The sequence below is a fragment of the Pantoea sp. WMus005 genome, from assembly GCF_013415305.1.
Taxonomy (GTDB): Bacteria; Pseudomonadota; Gammaproteobacteria; order Enterobacterales; family Enterobacteriaceae; genus Pantoea; species Pantoea rara.
Genome location: NZ_JACBXU010000001.1, coordinates 36,702 through 63,075, shown reverse-complemented (window position 1 = coordinate 63,075; position 26,374 = coordinate 36,702). Strand labels below are relative to the sequence as shown.

Here is a 26,374-nt window from a genome sequence, read left to right as displayed (position 1 = left end):
GATATCTTCGCTTAAAATTCAGTTGAAAACCTGAGCACAGACACATTCAGGAAGATCGCTCTTTACCCACAATCCTGTCAGCCTCATTAATGACGACGCATATTACACTGTTAACGCCGCGCATAAAAGAATGGAACGTGGTGGAAGCGAAACAGATATCTGCGCAAGGCAGAATGGACAAAGGCCGCGGGATGCGCGGCCTGGACGTACGTTACGCTTCGCTTTCAACACGCAGCGCATCAGGGGGCAAAGCAATGTTCAGAATGACCGGTTGAAAAGCTTCGCGATCGCCGAATTTCATTGAAACGCCTTTAGCGACAATAAAGCCGCCAATGCCGCCCAGCAGCGCACCACAGGCCGCAGCTAAATCACTGCTGAACAGCGCCTGAAACAGGCCGGCAACTACGAACAGGCCAAACAGCGGGGTCATGTAGACCAGCAGCGCAGAACCGAGCAGGCTGCTTTCTTTAATGCCTAATTCGATACGCTGCCCCGGTTGCAGTGGCTTGCTGCTGGCGATCTGCATCACGTGCGCATTCTTCGGACCGAGTTTATTCAGCATATGGCTGCCGCAGCCTTTACGCGCCTGGCAGCTATTGCAGGATGTTTTTGCTTCAGTGTGCAGTGTCGCGATGCCATTCTGCCATGCCACCACGGTGGCCCATTCTCTCATCATTTTTGTGACCCCAGGTCGATGCTATCCGCAATACGTTTTGCGGTTGCCGGCGGTAACTCGCCAATCACCGCAATTTCGTTATTATTACGTACAACGGTCTGAACCGTACGACGTCCAGTGCGCAATGTCTGCGTTGTACTGGTTTTATCGGTTGGCGTCACGTTGATTGCGAAACTAAACAGACCATCGCTGTAGAGCTTCGACTCCATATTTTTGTCCAGCCCCGGCAGCGTACGACGGTTCTGCGACACCAGCGACATCCCGGCGGGTATCCAGCCTGGCTGCCAGGCGAGTTTGACCGGATCCCCTTTCGGCACGGAGAGCGATGGCGGTAGATTCGCTTTCTCCAGCCCCTGCATCAGGTTACGCACCCCTTCATCTACCGCAAAGCTAATGACGCGGAACTGCTCCAGCGTCTCGCCGTCACGATCCAGCAGGTCGATACGTAGCGGTAACCTGGTGTCTACATCCAGCCACACCACATAGCTGTAACGGGTACCATCGCGCGAAACGATGCGCAATACATCACACATCTGATCGGCGATACGCGACCGGCCAACGGTAATAAAATCGTAGGCGGAGGCGAGCTTGGTGAAGTCAGCAAAAATCACCGATGGCAAGGCATCGATAATGTGATTGCCAGGAAGTGAGAAAGGATCGAGGCCAGGTTCGAAATAGCTAATATCGTTACCACGCTGGATGACTTCCCGACGTGGACCGTCCATCTGCAACAGCTGCGCGAATATGCGGTTATCAATCACAGCGTGACGATAACGCAGCGATTCGATGCCAATGCGCGAGACGTTGATATAGGCGAATTCGTAATTGAGGTTCTGACTTGCCTGCTCCATCTGCTGCAATAGCGCCCCGGACGCGCTGGTTTGCGCCGGGGCGGCAGATGACCACAACAGGCTGCCTGTCAGCAGGCTAACAGCATACCAAAGCGGCTTCATTACTGCTGTTGCTGTCCTAATGACTGGTTTCCGGGAACATCAACCTGCGCCTGTTTTGGCGCGTTGGTTTCGAATTGCAGCTGGTCAGCGTGCAGGCGACGTTGCAGTTCATAATCCTGCAGCATGGCATTTACGCGACGACGCTGGTCCTGAACCTGCTGATTGGAGCTGTTAGTGTCAAAAGCATCAGACGGTACGCCCAGGCTCACTGGCGAGGCTTTCCCCATCATCGGCATGGTATTGAACACCGGCGAATCAGAGGTCTGCGTGGCGCTGCCCGCAGGCTGATTGTAGTGCTGAACACCCACGATCACTGCCAGTGAAACACAGGCAGCTACACCCACCTGAGTCAGTTGCGCAACCCATGGGCGCGCTTTTTTCCAGAACGGCATTTTTTCCCAGCGGGAAGGTTCTGGCTGAGCTTCAGAGATCAGCGTGGTAACCGTTCGCAGCGGTTCTTGTTCGATGGCAGCAGCGACGCGCGCAGAGATATCGAAGTGCAGGACATCACCCACATCACCACGCAGGGTATCGCGGATGAGATGATAGCTCGCCCAGCTTTTCTGCAATTCTGCGTCCTTAGACAAGGCGGAAAACAGCTCGTTATCTAAGGTCTCACCATCCATTAAAGCGGAAAGTTTTTCTTTCTGCATGCCTATGTACCCTTCCAGTAGCCGTTATCACTAACGTTGGATAAGCGGTTGAACTTTGTTATCAATGGCCTCTCGCGCACGGAAGATACGTGATCGAACAGTGCCTACCGGGCAATCCATAATGACGGCGATCTCTTCATAACTCAGACCGTCCAGTTCCCTGAGGGTGATTGCCATACGCAAGTCCTCGGGTAGCGCCTCGATGGTACGAAAGACAATTTGTTTCAATTCATCAGACAACATTAAGTTCTCAGGGTTCGAAATTTCTTTTAATGCACCCGCACTTTCAAAATTTTCTGCGTCAATCGCATCCACATCGCTGGATGGCGGACGGCGCCCCTGAGCAACCAGGTAATTTTTCGCTGTATTTACCGCAATGCGGTACAGCCAGGTATAAAACGCGCTATCGCCCCGGAAAGAGTCCAGTGCGCGATACGCTTTAATAAATGATTCCTGTACTACATCAGGGACGTCGCCTGAGGGGACATAGCGTGAAACCAAACTCGCCACTTTATGCTGGTAACGAATTACCAGTAAGTTGAACGCTTTTTGATCTCCCTTCTGAACCCGCTCGACAAGGACCTGATCCGTTAACTGCTCGCTCATCCGAGGTAATATCTCCCCAAATTTTTCATATGCAAAAGTAACTGCCAGCACATCTCATGTTCTGAGCAAGCATGCGCTTAGAGTTGTGATGTGGTGCGAAGTTCACTTTTCGCCCTGATATTTACCGCTCCAGTGGACATTACACAGGTTGTTCGTTTTCGTTTAGTGTAAGGCGCGTAAATCGCAGGCAGAGTAACCTATGACAACAGCTTTTTCATCATTAAATCCTTTAGGTTTAATAAGTTTGCTATAAAAAACCAGGTCTGATACGACGCGATTTTAACTCACTGATTATAAGTAACTTTGAGAAATCATCTGACGAATAGCGGCAAATGCTGTTTAAAATACTTCACAGATCACCCCATTGCGCTTATGCTCATACGCATTCTTGTTTAGTAAATTAAACATCATGATGAATGTGACCCCGGATTATGAGTGTGATGTATTAATTGTTGGCAGCGGTGCCGCCGGTCTGTCGCTGGCTTTACGGCTGGCAAAACAGTATCAGGTGACCGTTCTCAGTAAAGCGCAGGTCAATGAAGGTTCAACCCTGTACGCCCAGGGCGGTATTGCAGCGGTATTTGATGAGACGGACAGCATCGAGTCGCACATAGAGGATACGCTGATTGCTGGCGCAGGATTATGTGACCGTGAAGCGGTCTCGTTTATTGCCAGCAATGCCCGGCATTGCGTGCAGTGGTTGATCGACAATGGCGTTGCCTTTGATCTTGATCCGCAGGCGGCAGGCGATATGCGCTATCACCTGACCCGCGAAGGCGGCCATAGTCATCGCCGCATCCTGCACAGCGCAGACGCCACCGGCCACGCGGTGGAAACTACCCTGGTGAGCCAGGCATTAAGTCATCCCAACGTCCGGATTCTGGAACGCACCAACGCAGTCGATCTGATCCTTTCAGATAAAATCGGCCAGCCAGGCCCACGTCGGGTGGTGGGTGCGTGGATCTGGAACCGTAATCGCGAGCAGGTTGAAACCTGTCGGGCGCGGGCCGTAGTGGTCGCAACCGGCGGTGCCGCTAAAGTCTATCAATATACCACCAACCCCGACATCGCCTCCGGTGATGGCATCGCAATGGCCTGGCGCGCGGGCTGCCGGGTCGCCAATCTGGAATTTAACCAGTTCCATCCGACCTGTCTGTTTCATCCGCAGGCGCAGAATTTCCTGTTAACCGAAGCGTTACGCGGTGAAGGTGCCTGGCTGTTGCGTCCCGATGGCAGCCGTTTCATGCCCGATTTTGATGAGCGTGCCGAACTGGCCCCGCGTGATATCGTCGCCCGGGCAATCGATCATGAAATGAAGCGCCTTGGCGTCGACTGTATGTATCTGGACATCAGCCACCAGCCTGAAGAATTTGTTCGCGCACACTTCCCGATGATCTATGAGAAGTTGCTGACCTTTGGCTTTGACCTCACTAAAGAGCCGATCCCGATTGTGCCCGCCGCGCATTACACCTGTGGTGGCGTGGTCGTTGATCAGCACGGTCAGACCGACGTCAGTGGCCTCTTTGCCATTGGTGAGGTGAGTTACACCGGCCTGCACGGCGCTAACCGCATGGCATCCAACTCACTGCTGGAGTGTCTGGTCTATGGCTGGTCCGCGGCAGAAGAGCTGCTCCGTACCCTGCCCACCATCGAAGCCGTCACTGCGCTGCCAGCATGGGATGAAAGTCAGGTTGATGACGCCGATGAGCGCGTAGTGATCCAGCATAACTGGCACGAGCTACGGTTATTCATGTGGGATTACATGGGAATCGTGCGCACTACCCGACGGCTGGAACGGGCGTTGCGCCGCATCAACCTCCTTCAGCAGGAGATCGATGAATATTATCGCCATTTCCGGCTCTCCAATAATCTGCTGGAGCTGCGGAATCTGGTGCAGGTCGCTGACCTGATGGTGCGCTGTGCGCTGGAACGAAAAGAGAGTCGCGGCCTGCACTATATCCGCGACTATCCGGATTTACTGCCAGAGGCGCTGCCGACCATTCTGACGCCGCCAGGCTACATGAAGAGATAAAACTCCCGCGTCAGGCTGCACCACTCATCTGAATAGCGGGTGTCTGGCGCGCGGATTGCGAGACGCTCCAGCAGCGTCTCACCGGCCTGCGGCGACAGACCCAGCACGACGCGATGTGGCAGACGATGGGCATATTCCGCCACGTCCAGCCGGAAGCGCAGATACCAGCCATCCGCCTGCGCCAGCTCAATAAAATCCTGGCCGGTGGCGGTGGGCAGCACCACACAGAACATTCCCTCTTCTTCAATCAGTAGTGCTGCACTGCGTAATAGCGTCTGATGATCGAGCGAGGCCGTTGCGCGTGCGCTGTCCCGAGCCGCGGTAGAACAGGCCACGCCCGGCGCGAAATAAGGGGGATTGCTGACAATCAGCGAGTAACGTTTATCGCACTGCTCAGCCCAGTCGGCGATATCCTGCTGATGAACCTGAATACGCTCCGGCCACGGCGACTGCTGCACATTCTCCTGCGCCTGTTGTGCGGCTTCCGGTTCTAATTCCACCGCATCGATGTGGACCGGCGCCGGCGTACGCTGCGCCAGCATCAGCGCAATCAAGCCGCTGCCGCTGCCAATATCCAGAATGCGTCTTATCCCGGCAACCGGCGCCCAGGCCCCGAGCAGGATGGCATCGGTGCCCACTTTCATCGCACAGCGATCGTGCGCGACAAAAAATTGTTTAAAGGTAAATCCGTTCTTGTTTAACTGTGGCCGTTCACGCGGCTTATCCTGCATCATTCGTCACTACCATCGTTTTTTTCCTGCCGTACGGCAGCGCATAAGTGTAACGTGGCGACAGAGGGAATTCACGCGGCAGACAACCCCAGGCGCAGCCGAAACGGATTAACAGATGAAGATTCAGTCTGATCTGTCTATAATCAGCGCCCCAAACTGAGGTAGACCATGACAGTAACCACATTTTCCGAACTCGAACTTGACGAAAGCCTGCTACAAGCGTTGCAGGAAAAAGGCTTTACGCGCCCAACAGTGATCCAGGCCGCTGCAATTCCGCCCGCACTGGAGGGTCGTGACGTTCTGGGTTCGGCACCTACAGGGACCGGGAAAACCGCCGCATATCTGTTACCGGCGTTGCAGCACCTGCTTGATTTTCCGCGCAAGAAATCCGGGCCACCCCGCATCCTGATTGTGACTCCAACCCGTGAACTGGCGATGCAGGTCGCCGACCATGCGCGTGAGCTGGCGAAACATACCCATCTGGATATCGCCACCATTACCGGCGGCGTGGCTTACATGAACCATGCCGAAGTGTTCAGCGAAAATCAGGACATCGTGGTCGCGACCACCGGCCGTCTGCTGCAGTACATCAAAGAAGAGAACTTTGACTGCCGCGCCGTAGAAACCCTGGTGCTGGATGAAGCGGACCGTATGCTCGATATGGGCTTTGCCCAGGATATCGAAACCATCGCGGCTGAAACGCGCTGGCGCAAGCAAACTCTGCTGTTTTCCGCCACGCTGGAAGGCGACAACATCCGTGACTTCGCCGAGCGTCTGCTGAACGATCCGGTTGAGCTGGAAGCAGATCCTAGCCGTCGTGAGCGCAAAAAGATCCAGCAGTGGTACTACCGCGCTGATGATCTGCAGCATAAGACCAAATTACTGATTCATCTGTTGAAGCAGCCGGATGTGACACGCAGCATCGTTTTCGTGCGTAAGCGTGAACGTCTGCATGAGCTGGTGAGCTGGTTGCACGAAGCGGGGATTCGTAGCAGCTATCTTGAAGGCGAAATGGTGCAGGCGAAACGTAACGAAGCGATTAAACGTCTGAGTGAAGGTCGCGTTAACGTGCTGGTTGCGACGGATATCGCCGCGCGCGGCATCGATGTTGAGGATGTCAGTCACGTCTTTAATTATGATATGACGCGCACTGCTGATACCTATCTGCACCGCATCGGTCGTACCGGTCGTGCAGGTCGTAAAGGCATCGCCATCTCACTGGTTGAAGCGCACGATTTCGTCCTGTTGGGCAAAATCACCCGCTATGTGAACGAGCCGATCAAAGCCCGTGTGATTGATGAGCTGCGTCCTGAGACGCGAGCGCCAAGTGCCAAAACTACGGGGAAACCGTCGAAAAAAGTACTGGCGAAGCGTGCAGAGCAGAAAGCCAGTGAAACAGAAAAACCGCGTGTAAAAAAACGCCATCGTGACGCCAAAAATGTCGGCAAACGCCGTAAGGCAAGCGGCAGTACGCCAGCTAACGAGAATGCGGAATAAATCATCGCAGGGTTAAAAAAATCGCCTCACAGGAGGCGATTTTTTTTATCTGATAATCAGTAACAACCCTTTCACAATACTTTTACTACGAGAATGCTTTCTTTTTGAAAACAGACTATCGAAGCCGGGCTATTAACTTTTTATCTCTTTCATACCATTGATAAAATTGCTGTGTGCGCTTTGCACTTATTTTCATCACCTGTTAATTCAGGCTGATTAAAGACTTTCAGTAAAGGTACGGGTAATCACGTCACGCTGCTGTTCAGGCGTCAGTGAGTTAAAACGCACGGCATAGCCTGAAACGCGAATGGTCAGCTGCGGGTAGTTTTCTGGATGTTTAACCGCATCTTCCAGCGTTTCGCGACGCAGAACGTTGACGTTCAGATGCTGTCCGCCTTCAACACGCACCTGCGGTTTGATTTCAACCGGTACTTCACGGTAAGCGAACTCACCCAGTTCGCTGATAGCGACAACCTGATCTTCTTCGTAGCCCGCTTTTGCACACAGGCAACGCGCTTCGGCTTTCTCTTCGTCCAGCAGCCAGAAGGAGTTCAGTAGTTGTGAATTGTTTGATTGCGTGATCTGGATACCAGTGATCATGATTGCGTCTCCCGGATAATGCGTGAATAAATCAAATTTGAGGCCCCCGGTATAGCACTCTTCATTTTGGTCAGCCTTGACCTGTGTCAATATTAATCAGGCGTTATGGCGGCTTTTCCGCTAAGCCCTTGATCTCAAAAACCCTGCCAGTTCAACTTAATTTGTATTATTCAAATTATTTTGCCTTCAGGTCGGGGGCTGGAACCGCTAAGCTTACGGTACTAACGCTAAGGGAGTTAAACATGGCTGAAAAGCTGACCTGGCACGACGTGCTGGCTGAAGAGAAAGAGAAACCCTATTTTATTGAGACGCTGAAGCAGGTCGCCGATCGACGCACCGCCGGTGTTACGGTCTATCCGCCACAGAAAGATGTGTTCAACGCTTTTCGCCTGACGGAGCTGGGTGACGTCAACGTCGTCATCCTGGGTCAGGATCCTTATCACGGGCCGAATCAGGCGCATGGACTTGCCTTCTCGGTACTGCCCGGCGTTCAGGTGCCACCTTCATTGCAGAATATCTACAAAGAGCTGGTGCAGGATATTCCCGGCTTTCAGAAGCCTGACCACGGCTTTCTTGAGAGCTGGGCGAAACAGGGTGTAATGTTGCTGAACACGGTGTTGACGGTTGAAGCGGGCAAAGCCCATTCTCATGCGCGATTCGGCTGGGAGACTTTTACCGATAACGTGATTGCGGCGATTAACCAGCACTGTGAAGGGGTGATTTTTCTGCTGTGGGGCTCACACGCGCAGAAGAAAGGCAGCATTATTGATCGGAAGCGCCATCATGTGTTGCAGGCACCGCATCCTTCACCGCTCTCCGCGCACCGTGGCTTTTTCGGCAGCAAACACTTTTCGACGACCAATGAATTGCTGAACGCGGCCGGCAAAAAGCCGGTGGACTGGACCCCGGTGCTACCGGCATAACGCCAGAAAGCACACGGCCGCGTCAGTGCGCGGCCGTGTAACGGGATTCAGGCGTTGAATCAGCTTTTCGCTTTTGAAACCGCAACCATCGCCGGGCGCAGCAGGCGACCATTCAGTGTATAGCCACGCTGCATCACCAGCATGACATGGTTAGGTTCAAACTCTTCAGACTCCATCATCGACATCGCCTGATGCACTTCCGGGTTAAATGGCACGCCGGTTTCGCCGACCACTTCAACACCGAATTTACGCACGGCACCCAGCAGTCCTTTCAGGGTCAGTTCAATCCCTTCAATCATGGATGCCAGCTGTGGGTCTTCTTTGTTCGCCACTTCCAGCGCACGTTCCAGGCTATCGATCACCGGCAGCAATTCGTTGGCAAACTTCTCCAGCGCAAATTTATGCGCCTTCTCAACGTCCATCTCTGCACGACGACGAATGTTCTCAATTTCTGCCTGCGCACGCAGCTGGGCATCACGCACACCAGTCTGCGACTGCGCTAATTCAGCTTCGAGCTGAGCGATACGCTCATCACGCGGATCCACCTCTGCCGCTGTCTCCGCTTCCTGAGGTTGCTGCTGATCCTGCTGAATTTCGTCTGAGACTTGCTCGTTTGGGGTGTTCTGTTCTTTACTACTCATGAATTTCTCCGCGTTTTGCACATTCATTTCGCTGGTTGGCTTATTATGGGGATTGGTATGACGGATTCAAGGGAACCTATCACATTGCCTTACCGTTTTGGCTTATAAGGAACACCGACCAGATGAACAAACACTTTAACTGCATTGGCATTGTGGGTCATCCGCGCCATCCCACCGCGTTAACCACGCATGAGATGCTCTGGCGCTGGCTGACAGCCAAAGGTTATCAAGTGATCGTTGAGAAGCAAATTGCACAGGAGCTGTCGCTTCACGATGTGCAGACAGGTACGCTGGCGGAGATTGGCCAGCAGGCTGATTTAGCGGTCGTGGTGGGCGGTGACGGCAATATGCTGGGCGCAGCGCGAGTGCTGGCGCGTTACGACATCAAAGTGATTGGCATCAACCGTGGTAATCTCGGTTTTCTCACTGACCTGGACCCGGACAACGCGCAGCAACAACTGGATGAGGTGCTGCAGGGCAACTACTTCGTCGAAAGCCGCTTTCTGCTGGAAGCGCAGGTGTGCAAATCTGACTGTTCGCCGCGTATTGGCTCCGCCATCAACGAAGTAGTGCTGCATCCCGGCAAAGTCGCGCACATGATCGAATTTGAAGTCTACATCGATGAAGTGTTCGCCTTTTCCCAGCGATCAGACGGTCTGATTATCTCGACGCCCACCGGCTCTACCGCCTATTCACTCTCTGCGGGCGGACCGATTCTGACGCCGTCACTCGAAGCGATCGTGCTGGTGCCGATGTTCCCGCATACGCTATCGGCGCGGCCACTGGTGATCAACAGCAGCAGTACCATCCGTCTGCGCTTTTCTTCACGTCGCAGCGACCTGGAAATCAGCTGTGACAGCCAGATTGCGCTGCCCATCCAGGAAGGCGAGGATGTACTGATTAGACGCAGTTCCGGTCACCTCGATTTAATCCATCCTAAAAACTACAGCTATTTCAACACGCTGAGTTCAAAACTGGGCTGGTCAAAAAAATTGTTCTGAAAACCCGCCTCTCCCCTTTACTGGATAAAAAACCAGTTTATACTGTATGAAAAACCATATGTGTTTATTCATACAGGTGAACCTATGCTGGCCCAACTGACCATCAGTAATTTCGCTATCGTTCGTGAGCTCGACATTGATTTCCAACGCGGCATGACAGCAATCACTGGTGAGACCGGTGCCGGCAAGTCTATCGCAATTGATGCGCTGGGATTATGTCTGGGCGGTCGTGCTGATGCTGACATGGTGCGTCAGGGTGCCAGCCGGGCTGACCTCTGCGCCCGCTTCCAGCTGAAGTCCTCCCCTTCTGCCCAGCGCTGGCTGATGGATAATCATCTGGATGAGGGCAACGAATGTTTGCTGCGCCGGGTAATCAGCGCTGACGGACGTTCGCGCGGCTTTATCAATGGCACAGCGGTGCCGCTCTCTCAACTGCGCGATCTCGGCCAGTTGCTGATTCAGATCCACGGTCAGCATGCCCATCAGCTTCTGCTCAAACCCGACCACCAGAAACATCTGCTGGATGCCTATGCCGGTCATGACGATCTGTTGCAGCAAATGCGTACCAGCTATCAGACCTGGCATCAGAGCTGCCGCACCGTGGCGCTGCATCAGCAGCAGGCGCAGGAGCGTGAATCACGTCGCGAGCTGTTGCAGTATCAGCTGAAAGAGCTGAACGACTTCGCGCCACAACAGGGTGAATATGAGCAGATCGACGAAGAGTACAAGCGTCTGGCCAATAGCGGACAGCTGTTGTCGACCAGTCAGCAGGCGCTGCAACTGTTAGCCGACAGCGATGATACGAATCTCAACAGCCTGCTTTACAGCGCGCGTGAGATGATTTCAGAACTGACTTCTCTGGATGATAAGCTGAACGGCGTTCATAACCTGCTGGAAGAAGCGGCGATTCAGCTGACCGAAGCCAGCGACGAGCTGCGCCACTACTGCGACAGCCTGGATCTGGACCCTAACCGACTGTATGAGCTGGAACAGCGTATTTCACGCCAGATTGCTCTGGCGCGTAAGCATCACGTCACGCCAGAAGCACTGCCTGAACTGCATCAGCAACTGCTGGCGGAAGCAGAGCTGCTGTCACAGCATGAGAGCGATCAGGAAAGCCTGCAGTCACTGGTGGGTGAACACTATCAGGCCGCGCTGCACAGCGCAGAGCAGTTGCATGAGCAGCGCAGCCAGTACGCCGATGAGCTGCAGCAGCTGATTACCCAGAGTATGCATCTGCTTTCTATGCCGCATGGCCAGTTTAAAATCGCGCTGACCTTTAATCCGGATCATCTGACAGCAGACGGCGCGAGCCGCGTCGATTTCCAGGTCACCACTAACCCAGGCCAGCCACTGCAGCCACTCGGTAAAGTGGCTTCCGGTGGTGAACTGTCACGTATCGCGCTGGCGATTCAGGTGATTACCGCGAAGAAAATGGAAACACCGGCGATGATTTTCGATGAAGTGGATGTCGGAATCAGCGGCCCGACCGCCGCCGTCGTCGGTAAACTGCTGCGTCAGCTGGGTGAATCGACCCAGGTAATGTGCGTAACTCACCTGCCGCAGGTTGCCGGTTGCGGTCATCAGCATTTCTATGTCAGCAAAGAGACTGATGGCGCGATGACTGAAACCCATATGCAGCCGCTGGACAAGCGGGCGCGTCTGCAGGAACTGGCGCGACTGCTGGGCGGCAGCGAGGTCACCCGCAATACTCTGGCCAACGCAAAAGAACTTTTAGCCGCATAGCAGCGCACTTTTTTAACTCACCGTGGTCATAAGCTTGCTCTGTAGAGGTTTCCAACGGCGAAAAGGTTTATTATCATCGGCACTTATGTCGCCAGAGTAATAAAGCCTGCCGCAGGCAGAGTTCAGATTTTGATGGCAAGAAAGCCGCCTGTAAAAGGCGTTTGGCCCCGGAAAAGGAATGTATAGATGCGCTGTAAAACGCTGACTGCCGCGGCAGTGGTAATGTTGATGATGACCGCCGGATGTTCCACCTTAGAGCGCGTGGTCTATCGTCCTGATATCAACCAGGGTAACTATCTGGTTGCCAACGATGTGGCCAAGATCCATACCGGTATGACACAGCAGCAGGTGGCTTACACGCTCGGTACGCCGATGATGAAAGATCCGTTTGGCAGCAACGTCTGGTATTACGTTTTCCGTCAGGAGCCAGGTCATGAAAGCGTGAAACAGCAGACGCTGACGCTAAACTTCGATGGTAAAGGTGTGCTGACTAACATCGACAACAAACAGAATCTGTCACCGAACAACGACTGACTGAACGAGAGAACGTTTGAAAGTCAGACAGCAAAAAAGGCGCACTGAGCGCCTTTTTTATGCCTGTTATCCGCTGAGTATGGCGGGATACGGCTTATTTTTTGCTTTCTGCCGCTCGCTCTGCGCGCTGCCTGCGTAACTCTTTAGGATCGGCAATCAGCGGACGATAAACTTCGATACGATCGCCCTCATTCACCACATCATCCAGTTTCACAGGCCGACTATAGATACCGACCTTATTGCTGGCGAGATCAATCTCCCGACGCAATTCAAGCAAACCTGATTTCAGGATGGCATGCTCTACCGTGCTGCCCTGCTCCACTTTCACGTAAAGCTGATACTGCTTTTCAGGCAAGGCATAGACCACCTCGACGGAGATGTCAGGCACGGTAAACCTCTTTGGCGCGCTGGGTGAAAGCCTGCACCATGCTGTTGGCCAGCTCTTTGAAGATACGTCCAAAGGCCATCTCTACCAGCATATTGGTGAACTCGAACTCCAGGCTCAACTCAACCTTGCAGGCGTCATCACCCAGCGAGACAAACGTCCAGCCACCGGTCAGTTTACGGAATGGCCCATCAACCAGTTGCATATGGATGCTCTGGTTATCCGTGAGAGTATTGCGGGTGGTAAATGTCTTACTGATGCCCGCTTTCGACACATCCACGGACGCCGTCATCTGATTATCAGACGCATCCAGCACACGGCTTCCGGTGCAACCCGGCAGGAATTGCGGATAAGCATCTACATCATTTACAAGTTTGTACATCTGCCCGGCACTAAACGGGACCAGCGCCGAACGACTAATCTGAGCCATAATGGTTCCTGTTCATCACAAAACCGCTGAATAATAGCATTTTCAGCGATTAAACAAAAATGTCCCCTGGTGAGGGTGTGCTAGAATATCCCGTTTCCTGCCGCCCCGCTGGACTGGGGATGCGATAACCGACTAAGTGATGTAAAATACGCCGCACTATGACAAAGAAAAAAGCACACAAACCCGGTTCTGCCACTGTTGCCATGAACAAACGCGCCCGCCACGAGTACTTCATTGAAGAGGAGTATGAAGCGGGATTGTCGTTACAAGGATGGGAAGTTAAATCACTTCGTGCCGGTAAAGCCAACATCAGCGACAGCTATATTCTGCTGCGCGATGGCGAAGCCTTTCTGTTCGGTTCAACCTTTCAACCCTTAGCCGTTGCCTCCAGCCATGTGGTCTGTGATCCGACACGCAGTCGTAAGCTACTGTTGAAGCAACGTGAACTCGACTCCCTGTATGGCCGCGTGAACCGCGAAGGTTACACCATCGTGGCACTGTCGTTGTACTGGAAGAATGCCTGGTGCAAACTGAAGATTGGTGTTGCACGCGGTAAGAAAGAGCATGACAAGCGCGACGACATCAAAGACCGCGAATGGCAGTTAGACAAAGCACGTATCATGAAGAATTCAAAGCGTTAAGCACTGGATTTTAATTTGTTTTGTTGCTAGTATTTGAAGTTCTGGGGCTGATTCTGGACTCGACGGGATTGTGAAGCCTTAGGAGCATGCCGAGGGGCGGTTTGCCTCGTAAAAAGCCGCAAAAAAATAGTCGCAAACGACGAAAACTACGCACTAGCAGCTTAATAACCTGCTTAGAGCCTTCTCTCCCTAGCTTCCGCTCTTAAGACGGGGATCAAGAGAAGTCAAACCCAAAAGAGATCGCGTGGATGCCTTGCCTGGGGTTGAAGCGTTAAATCCAATCAGGCTAGTCTGTTAGTGGCGTGTCTGTTCGCAGCTAACCGGCGAATGTAAAAACTGACTAAGCATGTAGTGCCGACGGTGTAGTAATTTCGGACGCGGGTTCAACTCCCGCCAGCTCCACCAAAATTCTTCAAAGATGGTTCCAGTGCCATCCGCAGAAGTCCTGAAAGCCCGCACGGCACAAGCCCTGCGGGCTTTTTTGTGTCTGTAATCTTCCGAGACGATCCGCCTGAATCCAGAGATAATTGGTACACGAATTGGTACACGCTATAATGTGGGCTAAAAACGTGTACCAATTATGGACGGAAACCAGTCATGGCGCGGATGACACGCCCCCTCACCAATAACGAAATCCTCAAAGCTAAGCCTCAAGAGAAAGACTTCACGCTGCATGATGGCGATGGGCTTTTTCTGCTCATCAAAACGTCTGGTAAGAAGCTGTGGCGTTTTCGCTACCAGCGGCCAGAAAGCAGCAGTCGTACAAATCTCAGCCTGGGTTCTTACCCTGCCCTTACGCTCGCTGTCGCACGCCAAATGCGTGACCAGTATCTGACGCTGCTTGCACAAGGTGTCGACCCGCAAAAACAGCAAGAGGAAGTATCAGAGCAACGGCAAATTGAGCTGGATAGCATTTTTTCAGTTGTTGCCGGAAGGTGGTTCCTGATTAAAAGCAAAAGCGTCACTGAGGATTACGCGAAGGATATTTGGCGATCGCTGGAAAAGGATGTATTGCCCGCTATTGGTGAAATTCCTGTCCAACTACTTAAAGCCAGAACGATCGTTGAAGCGCTTGAGCCGATCAAAGCTCGTGGGGCGCTTGAGACAGTTCGCCGATTAGTGCAGCGCATTAACGAGATTATGATTTTTGCAGTCAACACAGGGTTGATTGATGCGAATCCTGCTTCGGGCGTTGGTATGGCTTTTGAAAAACCCAAAAAGCAAAACATGCCAACACTTCCACCGGAAGAATTGCCTATGCTGATGCGTTCTCTAGTCATGTCGAACCTATCTGTTCCGACCCGCTGTCTTATTGAGTGGCAGCTCCTGACCCTTGTGCGCCCTTCTGAGGCCTCTGGCGCTCGATGGGTAGAGATCGATCTCCATGCGAAACTCTGGACTATTCCAGCCGAACGGATGAAAGCTAAGCGGGAACACATTGTTCCTTTATCACCTCAAGCATTAGAGATTCTGGATGTAATGAAGCCAATTAGCGCTCATAGGGAACATGTTTTCCCTAGTAGGAATGATCCAAAAAAATCAATGAATAGCCAAACTGCAAACGCCGCTTTAAAACGCATCGGCTATGATGGTAAGTTAGTTGCTCATGGACTACGCTCAATCGCAAGTACTGCACTCAACGAGCAGGGATTCAATGCTGATATTATTGAGGCGGCTTTAGCTCATTCAGATAAAAATGAAGTACGCCGTGCTTACAATAGGTCTACATACTTAGCTGCGCGTTATGATTTAATGAACTGGTGGGGGTTATTCGTAAAGAAATCATTTTCGCATTAGTTCACCTTAGAAATTTAAAAGGATCGTAATTATGGATTTTATTTCAGAGCTGGATGAAATAATTATTCTCGGCACGCAAGGTAATATTGAATTTTCTATTCTAGACATGAATAATGAAGATTTCTATGAGTTTACTGAAACTATATATCTTGTTACTAGGCATTATTTTAATATAAACCCACATAAAAATGAAAACTTTTCATTTATAGCAAACGCATCATTGAGCGGCGGCCGTCATCCATGTTCCGCCGCAGAATGCCGAATCAATAAAATATTACAAGTAGCATCATTCTCTGCACTCTATAGCGATGAAGTTTATATTCAAAATCCATTTGAAAAAGTTACTATAGACGGAGTTGAGAACGTTAACAGCATGTCAAGACAAGATGTTATTGCTGGCATATATAACTATTTCTATCTAAAACCATTAATTAAAAGAGGCATAATAAAATACGCACTTAATAAAGTCGCCTTATGCCACGAACACGGACTATCATTAGCCGGCCCACTTTCTGAAGAATTAATTAAAAAAGAAAAAGATTTATACGAATTACTTTATGAAGAATTAATTCATAAATGCACGGTTAGTTTTGATATTACTGCCGACGGCACTCCTTTTTTGGAGATAAAAGGGCCAGATAGTTTTGTCGAGCACGGAGTTATGTATTTTCATCTCATGGAGCCTGTTGGTGATTATATTAAATCACTCTTCAACAAGTCTTTACCCTATAGATTTTCAATGAAAGAAGTAGTTCAAGAACAGATCCTTGCTTTAATCATATCACCAATAATTGAAGACTTATCAGAACAAGAGTGGCATACAAAATTTTATGGCACATCATATTTATGTGACAACCAGCAGCAAATTATGGTGGCAACAAATACTAACCCTACCATATATAAAGTGAACTCAAAAAGCTTCAACTCTTCCATTGAACACTACCTACCAACAATACAAAGTAAAAACTTAGAAAGCATACTGAAAATCAGGGAGAAAGAAGAAGAGTCATTCAAGGTTTACAGAGACAAAGTTAACAATCTAATTAGAAAGAGTAAATATTGGGAACAAAGAGAGATTGCTGAAATATTTAGAGACCAAATTCTCCCTGAGATCAACACCATTGAAAAAAAAGTAAGTGACTGGAAGAAAAAAACTAAGGCTGGGATAAGAGATAAAATTATTATTGGTTCTGGTGCTGTTTCATTCGGTTTATATGCAGGAATTTTACCAAATGATCTTAGCCACTTACTAGCAGCCATAGGAGGTGGAGCAGCAGTTATTAGCACTGCTGTTGACTATACTAAAACCATAAGAGGGAAAAGTGAGGCTAGATCAAATGATTTTTACTTCCTTTGGCAAATGAAAAATAAATGATGCACTTCGCGCGCAATGCTATCCCCGCCACGCCTGCCCGCTTTATGCATCGCTTTTCATGCAGATGCATGGTTCGTTCAGAGCCGCGCCATGCATGGCCTGAACGGTGAAGAGCGATGCATAATTTTTCATGCAGATCCATGCACGCTATGCATGCATCACTCTTTACAAAGCGGCTGGCCAGAAAAAGGGCTTCAGAAAGACAAACCACAGACACAAAAAAACCGCTGGTCGAGCAGCGGCTGTACGGGATTAATGAACCTGGCGTAATGCAGAACCATAACGGCCCAGCGTCTGCCGTTCTCTTGCTGGTTCAGGTGATGGTCCCGATATTTTTTCCGGCTGTGGCGGTGCGGTGATCACCTTTGTGATGCTCTCATTCGTCTTGAAAGTACAGGAGCAGTCGAGGTTAGTGCACTGGTGATAACGCTCTTTTACCTGCTCTGACATATAGCGACTCGATTTGGTATGTGCCGCGCTTTTGCAGTAAGGACAGTGCATCATTTCTGGCTTCCCTCCTGAAGTTTTGCACGCTGCGCCCGGATTGATTCAGTCAGCTTCTGGCGGCGCATAGGATGGCGGTAAAGCTCCATATCAATACCGGTAAGCGGCGGGCGATACAGACCAATATTCTCCAGCAGCGGAGCCTCATTTAGTTTGCTGTCAGGCAGAGCAGCCGCCGCCCGCGTCAGCGCTTCGCCGACCAGATAAGCCACGTCTTTAATACTATCCCTGTCGTCTCCGGCAAACGTCGGGGAAAGCTCTTCACGACGGAGACGCAGCTTAATGGCCCACAGCAGCGACGGACTTACGTTACGCAGGGCTGACTGCCAGTGCGCATCCGAAAATCCGGTAAAAGCCTCCCGGTGCGATTCAACATACTCTTTACCACTGCCGCAGCATTTCAGCATCGCCTCCTGCTTATCCAGCGCCAGCTCTTTCAGCAGCCCGCCAAACTCATCGGCCAGTTCCCGACTGGCGATGCGCTGGGAATGTTCGGCGCGCAGATCGTCAGTGAGATTGCCTCGCAGTTTGCGAAAGCTCGTGCGCCAGTTGCTCTCGGCTTCTCTCCCTGCTTCGATGGCTGCCTGCTGCTCTTTTTCACAGCGGACGATATCGGCGCAGATGCCGTTATAGGCTTTCATCCTTTCGGTATGTTCAGCGCGGGCTTTCTCGAAGCGTTCCAGTGATGCAGGTTTCTGTTCAGGCATAGTCATGGTTGTCTCTCATCGTCTCTAAAGGATGAGGCCATTCTGTCGTGTACCACAGGACAGCGCATTTCATTGCTTTCCGCCTGTCGATGAACAAACAAGGGCATAACCTGTATGGCATAGCCCTTTAACTAATTATATTTCATATATAACTGTTCACTGGTATTCACTGAGATAAAAAAGATAATAAATACAGTAGTTAAGGCAGTGAAGACTTTAAAAATAAGTATTCACGGAGTATTCACCAGTGTTCACATTCTCTCAGTAATAAGTTTTTTTTTGGCGAGCGTTATTCAACGTTATTTCCTTTTAATGATGCAATTTTGATAGTTGTGCACCTCTTTAACTTTTACTGACTGCACTTCACTGCATCACACTGCACCAAATTAAACAAACTGCTTATTTTTCAGGCTAACTTAAGTGGTCACAAGCCAAAATAGGGTTGTTTACACAGCAAAAAATATTCTCAAAATAGGGGGTTACCTGAAGACACTACCGGAACCGGACAGCGCCGGCCGGACTCATAATGAGGTAACACCATGCACGCAGCTTCATCCGTACCACCCCCTGCCATTCCCGTAATCCGCGATGCCGTTTACCCGCGCGACCGCTTTATGCGCCTGCCTGAAGTCATCAGTACCTGCGGTCTGTCACGTTCGACCATTTACGATTTAATCAGCCGGAGGCAGTTCCCCTCTCAGATTTCCCTCGGCGGTAAAAACGTCGCCTGGCTGGCGTCAGAGATTGACGGCTGGATGCAGGCCCGCATTGCACAGCGTGCCGGAGGTGCAGCGTGATTTCGCTGAATTTGGGCACGAAAACCTATCCGCTCACCCGCAAAGAAGCCGCCTTTATCGCTGAAAGCCTGACGGCAGCCGTTAGCGGCAAACCAGCAACCGCACTGCCCTTTACCAGAGGAATGCACGGCCACATCTCCGTTATGAGTAAAAAAGCGAAGCCTGTCATGCATCGGGCTAAGAAACAGAGCAGGATATTCCGATCAAATCCGCCGCAATCCGATCACGTCCTGACCGGTTGTTGAGGAAAACGCCCCGATGTGTGAAAAAAGGCTTTTCTCTGGCGAGCGGCCGTTATACAGTTTTTGTGCTGCCGCAAAATCGGCAGCCGGGCGTAGGAACCCGTGTTACTCAATGGCGACACCAGACGCGCCATGCGTCTTTTTTTGTGTCTATGCCTCAGTGCACCCATTATCCGGGCAACGGTTCTTTCGCCGTTGCGCCGTCTGCGTAATGGTGGCCCGGGCGGGGCAGCCTTCGGGCTGGCCGGTATCCATTGAGGCCGGTATTCCTACCCCCGTCCGGGCTACCACCCATGAGCGTAGGAACTCCGGTGGTAGCAGTAACCGCTACTCGATGGAGATTGTCCTTATGACAACGGTCCTTACTGCCGCTCACTCTCAATTAACCTTTATTTTTGCCGCCGCGCGCCGCACTGATGCCGCCGCCCGTCCCTGCATGCTGCGTACTGTAGCTGGCGATAAGCGCAGCGCCCGCGCCAGCCTCGTCCGCGATTACGTGCTGTCATTTGCCGGTCGCCTGCCGGTTAAAGTGGTGGCGGCATGAACACCCTTTCTCAGCACCTGAATAACCATGACACCTACCCCATTCCCCACGCTGACTATCTGCGTTTGCTGCACGCGCACACGGTCGGCGTGACCGTGCTCGATATGTTCGACTCGGTGAACTGCCTGAGTGCGCGCGGATGCGTGCCGGACGGCGCGGCGCTGGCCTCGGTCGTCGCCCTGCTCACCGACCAGCTCGGTAAAGTCGTTGAAACCTGTGAATCCCGCATGTTAGCCACGGAGGCTCGCCATGATGACCGTTAATCACTCCTGCCTCCCCGTTGAGGTACGCACCGCCGTTTACCGTCGCGCACTGGCGCAGGGCTACCTGAACACCTGCAAAAGCCTCGGCATCACCGTGTCAGCGACGCTCGATGAGCTTCAGATGACCATTGCCCTTGAGCTGGAAGGCTTCTATGTGCGACGTCACGGCCCCGATACAGGCATGGAGATGGCCTGCACGATGCTGGGCGATATGGTCGAGCCTGATTTGCTAACCGCGCCGCCGCGCCTGACGCAGCTAGGTGTCACCATGATGGATGAACTTTTCCGTACCCAGCTTGCGGCCGCCAGCCGCATCACGCTGCACTGAGGGAGAACATACAGATGAAACATATCGTCTCTGACACCGTAAAGGCGGCCACCGGATTCTGGCCACAGCTTCTGCCTGCCCTCGGTATCAGCGTGCTCGACGGAGGGAGGCACGGAGCCTGCCCGGTGTGCGGCGGCAAAGACCGCTTCCGTTTTGACAATCAGGACGGGCGCGGAACGTGGCTCTGTAACCAGTGCGGGGCCGGTGACGGCCTTAACCTGGTGGAAAAGGCGCTCAGTATCAGTGCTAAAGAGGCCGCCATGAAGGTGGCCGGAATGCTCGGCACGCTGCCGGAGTCAGCCCCGGTTATGCATGATGAAGCCGCAGACAAAAGTCGCGCGCAGGCAGACGCGGCCGCACGGGCGCACGGGCGCAGGCACTTATCGCCGCCGCCATCAGCCGCACGGACAACGCCTACCTTTCATCGAAAGGGCTGCACGGTACGCAGGCGCTCACACTTGCTGATGCGCTGCGCTGTGGTGGCACCAGCTTTGCCACCGGGGATGTGCTCATCCCGCTGACCGGTGAAGACGGCACGGCCGTTAACGTGCAGCTCATCAGCGCCGCAGGCGACAAGCGCACCCTGCCCGGCGGGCAGGTAAAAGGCACATACTGGCAGGCAGGCGAGCCGGATGGCAAAACACTGTGGCTAACCGAGGGATACGCTACCGGCCTGACCGTGCACCGGCTGACCGGCCAGGCGGTTTACGTGGCGCTGAGCGCCAATAACCTGCCCTCACTGGCAAAGCAGCTGCGTGAGTCACACCCTGATGCGATGATGCTGATTGCCGCCGACCGCGACGACAACGGCACCGGCCAGTTAAAGGCAGAGGAAGCAGCGAAAGCCTGTGGCGGTAAAGCCGCCCTGCCGCCGGTTGCGGGTGACTGGAACGATGTTTGGCAGGCGCAGGGTGATATCGCCACGCAGGCGCAGCTCACCGACTTCACGCAGCCGCAGCCGCTCAGCCCGTTTGAATCCGTCAGCGAGGCCGACCTGAAGGCCATGAGCGCCAGCCAGAAAGCCGAGTTGCTGGTCGCCCATTACGGAGAGGCGCTGGCCGTACCGTCGGTCGGGGAGGAAATCTGTCGCTATGAGAACGGCGCATGGCAGGTGATGGAGGCGAAGACGCTGCGCCGGGAAATCGCCGCGCTGTTTCAGAAAGTGCGCGCCCCGTTCTCCGCTGCCGGTATCGGCAGCGTGCTGGACACGCTCAAGCTGATGGTGCCGCAAATGGGCGAACCGTCCCGCCGCCTGATTGGCTTCCGTAACGGCGTGTTTGATACCGCTACCGGCACGTTCAGCCCGCACCGCCGCGAGCACTGGCTGCGCACCGTCAACAGCGTGGACTACACCGCCCCGCGTCCGGGTGAAAACCTCGCAGACCACGCCCCGGCTTTCTGGCGCTGGTTAACGCGGGCTGCCGAACATAATCACGACAAGCAGGAGCGCATTCTCGCGGCGTTATTTATGGTGCTGGCAAACCGCTACGACTGGCAGATGTTTCTTGAGGTCACCGGCCCAGGCGGCAGCGGTAAAAGCGTTATGGCCTCGATTGCCACTCTGCTGGCCGGAAAAGACAATACCACGTCAGCCTCCATCGACACGCTGGAATCCTCACGCGAGCGCGCCAGCGTGGTGGGTTTCTCGCTCATTATTCTGCCTGACCAGGAGAAATGGAGCGGCGATGGCGCGGGTATCAAGGCGATCACTGGCGGCGATGCGGTGGCAATCGACCCGAAATACCGTGACGCCTATTCAACGCACATCCCGGCGGTCATTCTGGCGGTGAACAACAATCCGATGCGCTTCAGCGACCGCAGCGGCGGCGTGTCACGCCGCCGGGTTATCCTGACGTTCCCCGAAGTGATACCGGCAAAAGAGCGCGATCCGCAGCTACTGGACAAAATCAGTACCGAGCTGGCCGTGATTGTCCGTCATCTGATGCAGCGATTCACGTCACCCGATGAAGCGCGCGAGCTGTTGCAGGCACAGCAGTCATCTGGCGAAGCGCTGGAAGTTAAACGCCAGGCTGATCCGCTGGTCGATTTCTGTGGCTATCTGATGCCGCTGAGCACGCCGAACGGGATGTTCATCGGCAATGCCAATATTCGCCCGATAAACCCAAAGCGCTATCTCTATCATGCGTATCTGTCGTTTATGGAATCGCGCGGCCATCAGCATCCGCTGAGCCTGACCGCATTTGGCCAGGCGGTGCCGCAGACGCTGAAAGAGTATGAGCGAATCCTTTTAAAACGCAGGACAAATAACGGCGTCCAGACCAATCTCACGCTGCATGAGGACAGTGAGGCTGATTGGCTTCCAGCATGCAGCGCCAAATGATCACAGTTCATAAAAAACCGGCTTATGCCGGTTTTTTTATAAATCATGCATGAAAAGGTAAGAGCATTCATTGTTGAAAAAGCGGGGTCATATCGATAAGCGGAGTTAAATTTTAGAAGCCAGAATCTCATTAATCGATGCTGAGTAATATTTAAGGCTAAGTTAACCGCTTAGAATTTTCCAAAGCATTATTAGCAATAATAATAACCTCCCGAACAAGTTCATCTAGGTTTTGCAATGAACAAACAATTATTTGCGAGAAATACTCATTAAAGGGCATGTGTGGCTGGCTTGATAAATTTCGCAATATCTCTTTTGGGAGTTTAAAGGGATATTCATCATTCTTTCTTCTAATTTCGTTAACTACTTCAATCTGATGGGATTTCTGAAGGTAACTAAATGCTGAGAACCTTTCTGCTCGATGAACGCCGAACCCAGGCGTATGTTGATATTCCATGATTAAATAAGGAACTTTTTCTGCTATATCTGCAACCTCTTGTGCCTCTCTAATACTATCCATAGAAAAATCATCATGAGTTACAAACAATTCAGATGTTGTTAATAATATTGGAACAAAAAAGAAAGGAATATTATCTTCGGGGTGAGAATTTAAGTGATGTGCTATTTGGCTGATCATCACATCAGGCAATGAATAAGCTAATTGAGATACCCCATGCTTTATTTCATTATCATATACATTGCCATTACTAGTATCAATTTCGACACCCTTCACAGCGTAAGCCATTCTTTCATCAAGTTCAATTGTAGCGTTAGGTGGTAAGTCTATTTGTGAGAATTCGTCAATCGCTCTTAAAGTATATCCCAATGTATGTGCGCTAAATTCAGGAGTGTTAGGGTCGTTCATAAAAAGCCACTTATTCTTCTCATGCCTTTGCTTACATTCAATTAGAAAACTCAATGAGTAAGTACATTCTTCATTCCAATAACTACCATTTAAATCTATTGAAAAATCCTTTGAAATTCCGGCGTCCTCTCTTGAATATGAAAACTCATTTTCCACTGCGACATCTAACGCAGCCAACTTTTTAGAGACTAAGTATTCAAGAGGAAAGCTGGATGATATCAACTTCTCTTTCCACTTTTTATTCTCATTCATAAAAACCTTACTATCCTTTATTGTTAAATAGAAAGTAATTTCATAACACTCATTAAGTCTAATCGTTATGAAAACATACAAAAAACAGAGTTGCAATCGCTTCAAAAAGAAGGCTTAGCTATTAAAAATGGATACTTGACTATACTTACTGCTTAAGTGCCATACTAATAATTGAGCAATACTTAATGAATTGTCAAACTTTAATAACAAGCCACCAACCCAACATGAATTAATTAAATCCACCCATATCAACTGGCTAGTACAAACCCTTTGATAGTCTTGTGTTTGATGATCACTCTTAGTGTATACTCATGAACACTTCATCTCAAATTCGCCCTACTAAGCTTATGAATTTATTAGGTAAAAATCATAAGTGAACAGCGTGAACACTTTATTCTAAAATCATTTAGGTTTGGATTTAGCACAACGCATTTGTCTTTATTGCCAAGCTATTGCGGGATGTGATTTCCAATAATTGGTACACGTTTAGGTACACCTCACAAAGTTGAATTAGATAAAATCCAAATTTTACATGGCGTTGCTAACTATATTCAGATTCCGCCAGCCCAAAATTCTTGGTTGATGGTTACCAGAACCATCATCGAAGTCCTGAGAGCCCGCAAGGTGAAAACCTTGCGGGCTTTTTTGTGTCCTCACTTCGAACATTTTAAACATCTGGTCCTCTTTTTCCGATAACGTCTTTCTAAGCATCACATTGAATATCAGAATGTACCGGATGGCCTTTCTGATTCGCTATCAACCGTCTCCCACGCACCATCCCGGCGCACTCATTTTTTGCACTCCATCAAATTTATTCTGCCTGTAATTCTATTACTAATTGAATTTAATGTTTTTTTTAAACTGGCACACATCCTGCTTCGTCGCTTTATGTACATCAGGGATTTGGCATCAGCAGATATTGATGTGAATCGTGCAATGCCAGAACTGTGTGTAAACAGAGCAGACTGATTTCAGCTGTGTAGCAGAGCGTAATGTGGAGACATAATAATGACCTCGATAAGCGAACCGGTGGTAATAGCGAAACACAGTAAGTGGGTGCAGCTTCTGCTTGGACTCATTTGCATGGCGGCTATTTCCAGCCCGCAGTACGTCTGGACGCTGTTGACCAAACCGATGATTGCCAGACTTGGCGTCGGGCTGGCGGAACTTCAGGTCACCTTTTCGCTGCTGATTATTCTGCAGACCTTTTTTTCACCCTTCCAGGGTCGGCTGGTTGAGCGTTTTGGTCCACGTCTGCTGATTTCTATCGGTACGCTGATGGCCGGCTTCAGCTGGGTAATCGCGGCCCGGGTCGACAGCCTGACTGCACTGTATCTGGTCTATGGCTGCCTGGGCGGACTGGGGACGGGTATTGTTTATATCGGCGTGGTGGGACTGGTGATGAAGTGGTTTCCACAGCAGCGCGGTTTTGCCGCCGGAACCGTGGCGGCGGGCTACGGCATGGGCGCAATTTTTACCACCTTCCCGATTTCCATTTCTCTGAATAGCTACGGGCTGGAACAGACGATGACGACATTTGGCCTCATCTTCGCTGCCGTAGGTCTTCTCGCCAGCCAGAACCTGAGGCTGCCTGAAAGCAGCGCGATGATGCCGGTCAGCAACACATCGTCGCCCGTGCGGGGCCAGCGCCAGTTTAAATCCAGGGAAATGCTGCGCCAGCCGCTGTTCTGGCTGATGTTCATGATGATGACCATGATGTCGACCTCCGGGCTGATGGTCACCTCGCAGATGGCGATTTTTGCCGAAGACTTCGGCATCAGTAAGGCAGTCGTTTTCGGAATGGCCGCCCTGCCCCTGGCGCTGACCATAGACCGTTTCACTAACGGTTTAACGCGCCCGCTGTTTGGTTTTATTTCCGACCGCTACGGCCGCGAAAATACCATGTTTATTGCCTTCGCACTGGAAGGTGTTGCGATGACGCTGTGGCTTGCCTGCCGCGAAGATCCCGTACTGTTCGTTCTGCTTTCAGGCGTCGTGTTCTTCGGCTGGGGTGAAATCTTCTCGCTGTTCCCCTCCACACTGACCGACACCTTTGGCAGTGAAAATGCCTCAACGAACTATGGCTGGCTCTATATGTCGCAGGGTATAGGTTCGATCTTTGGTGGCCCGCTGGCAGCCCTGATGTATCAACACACCCATAACTGGCACCTGGTATTTGGCTGCGCGATTACCTTCGACTTCATCACCGCCGGTCTGGCGTTGTGGGTGCTCAAGCCCTGGCGTGCGCGATTCATGCACGCGCAAAATAATCTTTCACACTGATTATCGGTAGCGAACAAAACGCTTAAA

At 51.5% G+C, this 26,374-nt stretch carries 27 protein-coding genes, 1 other RNA gene and 1 pseudogene; 17 read left to right on the top strand and 12 right to left on the bottom strand.

Annotated features, from left to right (window positions below; translation table 11 throughout):
- Nucleotides 1–211: 211 nt before the first annotated feature.
- Genes rseC through rpoE form a run of 4 tightly spaced genes read right to left on the bottom strand, consistent with a single transcriptional unit; the run spans nt 212 to nt 2,888 of the window.
- On the bottom strand, nt 212–676 hold the full coding sequence (rseC, locus tag HZZ01_RS00305) for a SoxR-reducing system protein RseC (RefSeq protein ID WP_179895015.1): 465 nt from the start codon (nt 674–676) through the stop codon (nt 212–214).
- Nucleotides 673–1,629: a sigma-E factor regulatory protein RseB gene (gene rseB / locus HZZ01_RS00300; protein ID WP_179895014.1), complete on the bottom strand. Its 957-nt coding sequence runs from the start codon at nt 1,627–1,629 to the stop codon at nt 673–675. The genes rseC and rseB overlap by 4 nt, the downstream gene beginning before the upstream one ends.
- Nucleotides 1,629–2,282, bottom strand: a complete 654-nt coding sequence (gene rseA, locus HZZ01_RS00295; RefSeq protein WP_179895013.1) for an anti-sigma-E factor RseA — start codon at nt 2,280–2,282, stop codon at nt 1,629–1,631. Before rseA ends, rseB begins: the two co-directional genes overlap by 1 nt.
- Nucleotides 2,283–2,312: 30 nt before the next feature.
- Complete coding sequence (gene rpoE / locus HZZ01_RS00290; protein ID WP_013358764.1) at nt 2,313–2,888, bottom strand: RNA polymerase sigma factor RpoE; 576 nt, start codon at nt 2,886–2,888, stop codon at nt 2,313–2,315.
- Between the two features lie 412 nt (nt 2,889–3,300).
- Between rpoE and nadB the strand changes: the two genes are divergently transcribed.
- Complete coding sequence (nadB, locus tag HZZ01_RS00285; RefSeq protein WP_179896995.1) at nt 3,301–4,920, top strand: L-aspartate oxidase; 1,620 nt, start codon at nt 3,301–3,303, stop codon at nt 4,918–4,920.
- Here the strand turns inward: nadB and HZZ01_RS00280 are convergent.
- On the bottom strand, nt 4,905–5,654 hold the full coding sequence (locus tag HZZ01_RS00280; RefSeq protein WP_179895012.1) for a tRNA1(Val) (adenine(37)-N6)-methyltransferase: 750 nt from the start codon (nt 5,652–5,654) through the stop codon (nt 4,905–4,907). The genes nadB and HZZ01_RS00280 overlap by 16 nt on opposite strands.
- Before the next feature lie 165 nt (nt 5,655–5,819).
- Here HZZ01_RS00280 and srmB point away from each other — a divergent pair, with 165 nt between their 5' ends.
- Nucleotides 5,820–7,148, top strand: coding sequence for an ATP-dependent RNA helicase SrmB (srmB, locus tag HZZ01_RS00275; RefSeq protein WP_010257676.1), 1,329 nt, complete (start codon nt 5,820–5,822; stop codon nt 7,146–7,148).
- Between the two features lie 216 nt (nt 7,149–7,364).
- Here srmB and grcA read toward each other — a convergent pair whose 3' ends face one another.
- Nucleotides 7,365–7,748, bottom strand: a complete 384-nt coding sequence (grcA, locus tag HZZ01_RS00270) for an autonomous glycyl radical cofactor GrcA (RefSeq protein ID WP_010672180.1) — start codon at nt 7,746–7,748, stop codon at nt 7,365–7,367.
- 242 nt (nt 7,749–7,990) lie between these two features.
- On the opposite strand from grcA, the gene ung reads away from it, so the two are divergent.
- Nucleotides 7,991–8,671, top strand: a complete 681-nt coding sequence (gene ung / locus HZZ01_RS00265) for a uracil-DNA glycosylase (protein ID WP_179895011.1) — start codon at nt 7,991–7,993, stop codon at nt 8,669–8,671.
- Nucleotides 8,672–8,730: 59 nt separating this feature from the next.
- Here ung and grpE read toward each other — a convergent pair whose 3' ends face one another.
- Nucleotides 8,731–9,312 carry a nucleotide exchange factor GrpE gene (gene grpE, locus HZZ01_RS00260; protein WP_010257683.1) on the bottom strand — a complete coding sequence of 194 codons (582 nt, stop codon included), beginning with the start codon at nt 9,310–9,312 and terminating at the stop codon, nt 8,731–8,733.
- Between the two features lie 122 nt (nt 9,313–9,434).
- Between grpE and nadK the strand changes: the two genes are divergently transcribed.
- From nadK to bamE, 3 genes are all read left to right on the top strand, one after another.
- The gene (gene nadK, locus HZZ01_RS00255) at nt 9,435–10,313 is read left to right on the top strand and encodes an NAD(+) kinase (RefSeq protein ID WP_179895010.1); all 879 of its coding nucleotides are present in this window, start codon (nt 9,435–9,437) and stop codon (nt 10,311–10,313) included.
- 84 nt (nt 10,314–10,397) lie between these two features.
- Complete coding sequence (recN, locus tag HZZ01_RS00250) at nt 10,398–12,059, top strand: DNA repair protein RecN (protein WP_179895009.1); 1,662 nt, start codon at nt 10,398–10,400, stop codon at nt 12,057–12,059.
- A gap of 186 nt (nt 12,060–12,245) precedes the next feature.
- Nucleotides 12,246–12,593 (top strand): outer membrane protein assembly factor BamE, encoded by a 348-nt coding sequence (gene bamE, locus HZZ01_RS00245; RefSeq protein ID WP_179895008.1) that lies wholly within the window; start codon nt 12,246–12,248, stop codon nt 12,591–12,593.
- Between the two features lie 94 nt (nt 12,594–12,687).
- On the opposite strand, the gene HZZ01_RS00240 is transcribed toward bamE, so the two are convergent.
- Both HZZ01_RS00240 and HZZ01_RS00235 read right to left on the bottom strand, forming a co-directional pair.
- Entirely contained in the window at nt 12,688–12,981 is a 294-nt protein-coding gene (locus tag HZZ01_RS00240; protein WP_179895007.1) for an RnfH family protein, read from the bottom strand.
- Complete coding sequence (locus tag HZZ01_RS00235) at nt 12,974–13,408, bottom strand: type II toxin-antitoxin system RatA family toxin (RefSeq protein WP_090958545.1); 435 nt, start codon at nt 13,406–13,408, stop codon at nt 12,974–12,976. Before HZZ01_RS00235 ends, HZZ01_RS00240 begins: the two co-directional genes overlap by 8 nt.
- Nucleotides 13,409–13,566: 158 nt before the next feature.
- Here HZZ01_RS00235 and smpB point away from each other — a divergent pair, with 158 nt between their 5' ends.
- The 4 genes from smpB to HZZ01_RS00215 all read left to right on the top strand — a co-directional run bounded on the left by smpB (nt 13,567) and on the right by HZZ01_RS00215 (nt 17,221).
- A complete protein-coding gene (gene smpB / locus HZZ01_RS00230; RefSeq protein WP_010257694.1) occupies nt 13,567–14,049 on the top strand; it encodes an SsrA-binding protein SmpB in 483 nt (160 codons plus the stop codon).
- Between the two features lie 43 nt (nt 14,050–14,092).
- Nucleotides 14,093–14,454: a transfer-messenger RNA gene (gene ssrA / locus HZZ01_RS00225) on the top strand.
- Between the two features lie 192 nt (nt 14,455–14,646).
- The gene (locus HZZ01_RS00220) at nt 14,647–15,846 is read left to right on the top strand and encodes an integrase domain-containing protein (RefSeq protein ID WP_179895006.1); all 1,200 of its coding nucleotides are present in this window, start codon (nt 14,647–14,649) and stop codon (nt 15,844–15,846) included.
- Nucleotides 15,847–15,877: 31 nt separating this feature from the next.
- On the top strand, nt 15,878–17,221 hold the full coding sequence (locus HZZ01_RS00215) for a hypothetical protein (protein ID WP_179895005.1): 1,344 nt from the start codon (nt 15,878–15,880) through the stop codon (nt 17,219–17,221).
- A 252-nt stretch (nt 17,222–17,473) separates the two neighbouring features.
- On the opposite strand, the gene HZZ01_RS00210 is transcribed toward HZZ01_RS00215, so the two are convergent.
- Nucleotides 17,474–17,725, bottom strand: coding sequence for an ogr/Delta-like zinc finger family protein (locus HZZ01_RS00210; RefSeq protein WP_179895004.1), 252 nt, complete (start codon nt 17,723–17,725; stop codon nt 17,474–17,476).
- A complete protein-coding gene (locus HZZ01_RS00205) occupies nt 17,722–18,438 on the bottom strand; it encodes a hypothetical protein (RefSeq protein WP_179895003.1) in 717 nt (238 codons plus the stop codon). Before HZZ01_RS00205 ends, HZZ01_RS00210 begins: the two co-directional genes overlap by 4 nt.
- A gap of 533 nt (nt 18,439–18,971) precedes the next feature.
- Here HZZ01_RS00205 and HZZ01_RS00200 point away from each other — a divergent pair.
- The 6 genes and pseudogenes from HZZ01_RS00200 (at nt 18,972) to HZZ01_RS00175 (ending at nt 22,947) form a co-directional block, all read left to right on the top strand.
- On the top strand, nt 18,972–19,229 hold the full coding sequence (locus tag HZZ01_RS00200) for an AlpA family transcriptional regulator (RefSeq protein ID WP_179895002.1): 258 nt from the start codon (nt 18,972–18,974) through the stop codon (nt 19,227–19,229).
- Entirely contained in the window at nt 19,226–19,474 is a 249-nt protein-coding gene (locus HZZ01_RS00195; protein ID WP_179895001.1) for a hypothetical protein, read from the top strand. Before HZZ01_RS00200 ends, HZZ01_RS00195 begins: the two co-directional genes overlap by 4 nt.
- 13 nt (nt 19,475–19,487) lie before the next feature.
- Nucleotides 19,488–20,015, top strand: a complete 528-nt coding sequence (locus HZZ01_RS00190; protein ID WP_179895000.1) for a host cell division inhibitor Icd-like protein — start codon at nt 19,488–19,490, stop codon at nt 20,013–20,015.
- On the top strand, nt 20,012–20,278 hold the full coding sequence (locus HZZ01_RS00185) for a hypothetical protein (protein ID WP_019106103.1): 267 nt from the start codon (nt 20,012–20,014) through the stop codon (nt 20,276–20,278). Before HZZ01_RS00190 ends, HZZ01_RS00185 begins: the two co-directional genes overlap by 4 nt.
- Entirely contained in the window at nt 20,265–20,606 is a 342-nt protein-coding gene (locus HZZ01_RS00180) for a DUF5375 family protein (RefSeq protein ID WP_179894999.1), read from the top strand. Before HZZ01_RS00185 ends, HZZ01_RS00180 begins: the two co-directional genes overlap by 14 nt.
- 14 nt (nt 20,607–20,620) lie before the next feature.
- Nucleotides 20,621–22,947 (top strand): annotated as a pseudogene (locus HZZ01_RS00175) (primase-helicase zinc-binding domain-containing protein).
- A 157-nt stretch (nt 22,948–23,104) separates the two neighbouring features.
- Here HZZ01_RS00175 and HZZ01_RS00170 read toward each other — a convergent pair.
- Nucleotides 23,105–24,064 (bottom strand): hypothetical protein, encoded by a 960-nt coding sequence (locus tag HZZ01_RS00170; RefSeq protein ID WP_179894998.1) that lies wholly within the window; start codon nt 24,062–24,064, stop codon nt 23,105–23,107.
- Between the two features lie 1,008 nt (nt 24,065–25,072).
- Here HZZ01_RS00170 and oxlT point away from each other — a divergent pair.
- Complete coding sequence (gene oxlT, locus HZZ01_RS00165) at nt 25,073–26,347, top strand: oxalate/formate MFS antiporter (RefSeq protein WP_179894997.1); 1,275 nt, start codon at nt 25,073–25,075, stop codon at nt 26,345–26,347.
- Nucleotides 26,348–26,374: the final 27 nt, after the last annotated feature.

Excerpts from the sequence above, each read along its gene's own strand:
- rseC (WP_179895015.1), bottom strand. The coding sequence starts at position 676 with ATGATGAGAGAATGGGCCACCGTGGTGGCATGGCAGAATGGCATCGCG.
- rseB (WP_179895014.1), bottom strand. The coding sequence starts at position 1,629 with ATGAAGCCGCTTTGGTATGCTGTTAGCCTGCTGACAGGCAGCCTGTTG.
- rseA (WP_179895013.1), bottom strand. The coding sequence starts at position 2,282 with ATGCAGAAAGAAAAACTTTCCGCTTTAATGGATGGTGAGACCTTAGAT.
- rpoE (WP_013358764.1), bottom strand. The coding sequence starts at position 2,888 with ATGAGCGAGCAGTTAACGGATCAGGTCCTTGTCGAGCGGGTTCAGAAG.
- nadB (WP_179896995.1), top strand. The coding sequence starts at position 3,301 with ATGAATGTGACCCCGGATTATGAGTGTGATGTATTAATTGTTGGCAGC.
- HZZ01_RS00280 (WP_179895012.1), bottom strand. The coding sequence starts at position 5,654 with ATGATGCAGGATAAGCCGCGTGAACGGCCACAGTTAAACAAGAACGGA.
- srmB (WP_010257676.1), top strand. The coding sequence starts at position 5,820 with ATGACAGTAACCACATTTTCCGAACTCGAACTTGACGAAAGCCTGCTA.
- grcA (WP_010672180.1), bottom strand. The coding sequence starts at position 7,748 with ATGATCACTGGTATCCAGATCACGCAATCAAACAATTCACAACTACTG.
- ung (WP_179895011.1), top strand. The coding sequence starts at position 7,991 with ATGGCTGAAAAGCTGACCTGGCACGACGTGCTGGCTGAAGAGAAAGAG.
- grpE (WP_010257683.1), bottom strand. The coding sequence starts at position 9,312 with ATGAGTAGTAAAGAACAGAACACCCCAAACGAGCAAGTCTCAGACGAA.
- nadK (WP_179895010.1), top strand. The coding sequence starts at position 9,435 with ATGAACAAACACTTTAACTGCATTGGCATTGTGGGTCATCCGCGCCAT.
- recN (WP_179895009.1), top strand. The coding sequence starts at position 10,398 with ATGCTGGCCCAACTGACCATCAGTAATTTCGCTATCGTTCGTGAGCTC.
- bamE (WP_179895008.1), top strand. The coding sequence starts at position 12,246 with ATGCGCTGTAAAACGCTGACTGCCGCGGCAGTGGTAATGTTGATGATG.
- HZZ01_RS00235 (WP_090958545.1), bottom strand. The coding sequence starts at position 13,408 with ATGGCTCAGATTAGTCGTTCGGCGCTGGTCCCGTTTAGTGCCGGGCAG.
- smpB (WP_010257694.1), top strand. The coding sequence starts at position 13,567 with ATGACAAAGAAAAAAGCACACAAACCCGGTTCTGCCACTGTTGCCATG.
- HZZ01_RS00220 (WP_179895006.1), top strand. The coding sequence starts at position 14,647 with ATGGCGCGGATGACACGCCCCCTCACCAATAACGAAATCCTCAAAGCT.
- HZZ01_RS00215 (WP_179895005.1), top strand. The coding sequence starts at position 15,878 with ATGGATTTTATTTCAGAGCTGGATGAAATAATTATTCTCGGCACGCAA.
- HZZ01_RS00210 (WP_179895004.1), bottom strand. The coding sequence starts at position 17,725 with ATGATGCACTGTCCTTACTGCAAAAGCGCGGCACATACCAAATCGAGT.
- HZZ01_RS00205 (WP_179895003.1), bottom strand. The coding sequence starts at position 18,438 with ATGACTATGCCTGAACAGAAACCTGCATCACTGGAACGCTTCGAGAAA.
- HZZ01_RS00200 (WP_179895002.1), top strand. The coding sequence starts at position 18,972 with ATGCACGCAGCTTCATCCGTACCACCCCCTGCCATTCCCGTAATCCGC.
- HZZ01_RS00190 (WP_179895000.1), top strand. The coding sequence starts at position 19,488 with ATGTGTGAAAAAAGGCTTTTCTCTGGCGAGCGGCCGTTATACAGTTTT.
- HZZ01_RS00185 (WP_019106103.1), top strand. The coding sequence starts at position 20,012 with ATGAACACCCTTTCTCAGCACCTGAATAACCATGACACCTACCCCATT.
- HZZ01_RS00180 (WP_179894999.1), top strand. The coding sequence starts at position 20,265 with ATGATGACCGTTAATCACTCCTGCCTCCCCGTTGAGGTACGCACCGCC.
- HZZ01_RS00170 (WP_179894998.1), bottom strand. The coding sequence starts at position 24,064 with ATGAATGAGAATAAAAAGTGGAAAGAGAAGTTGATATCATCCAGCTTT.
- oxlT (WP_179894997.1), top strand. The coding sequence starts at position 25,073 with ATGACCTCGATAAGCGAACCGGTGGTAATAGCGAAACACAGTAAGTGG.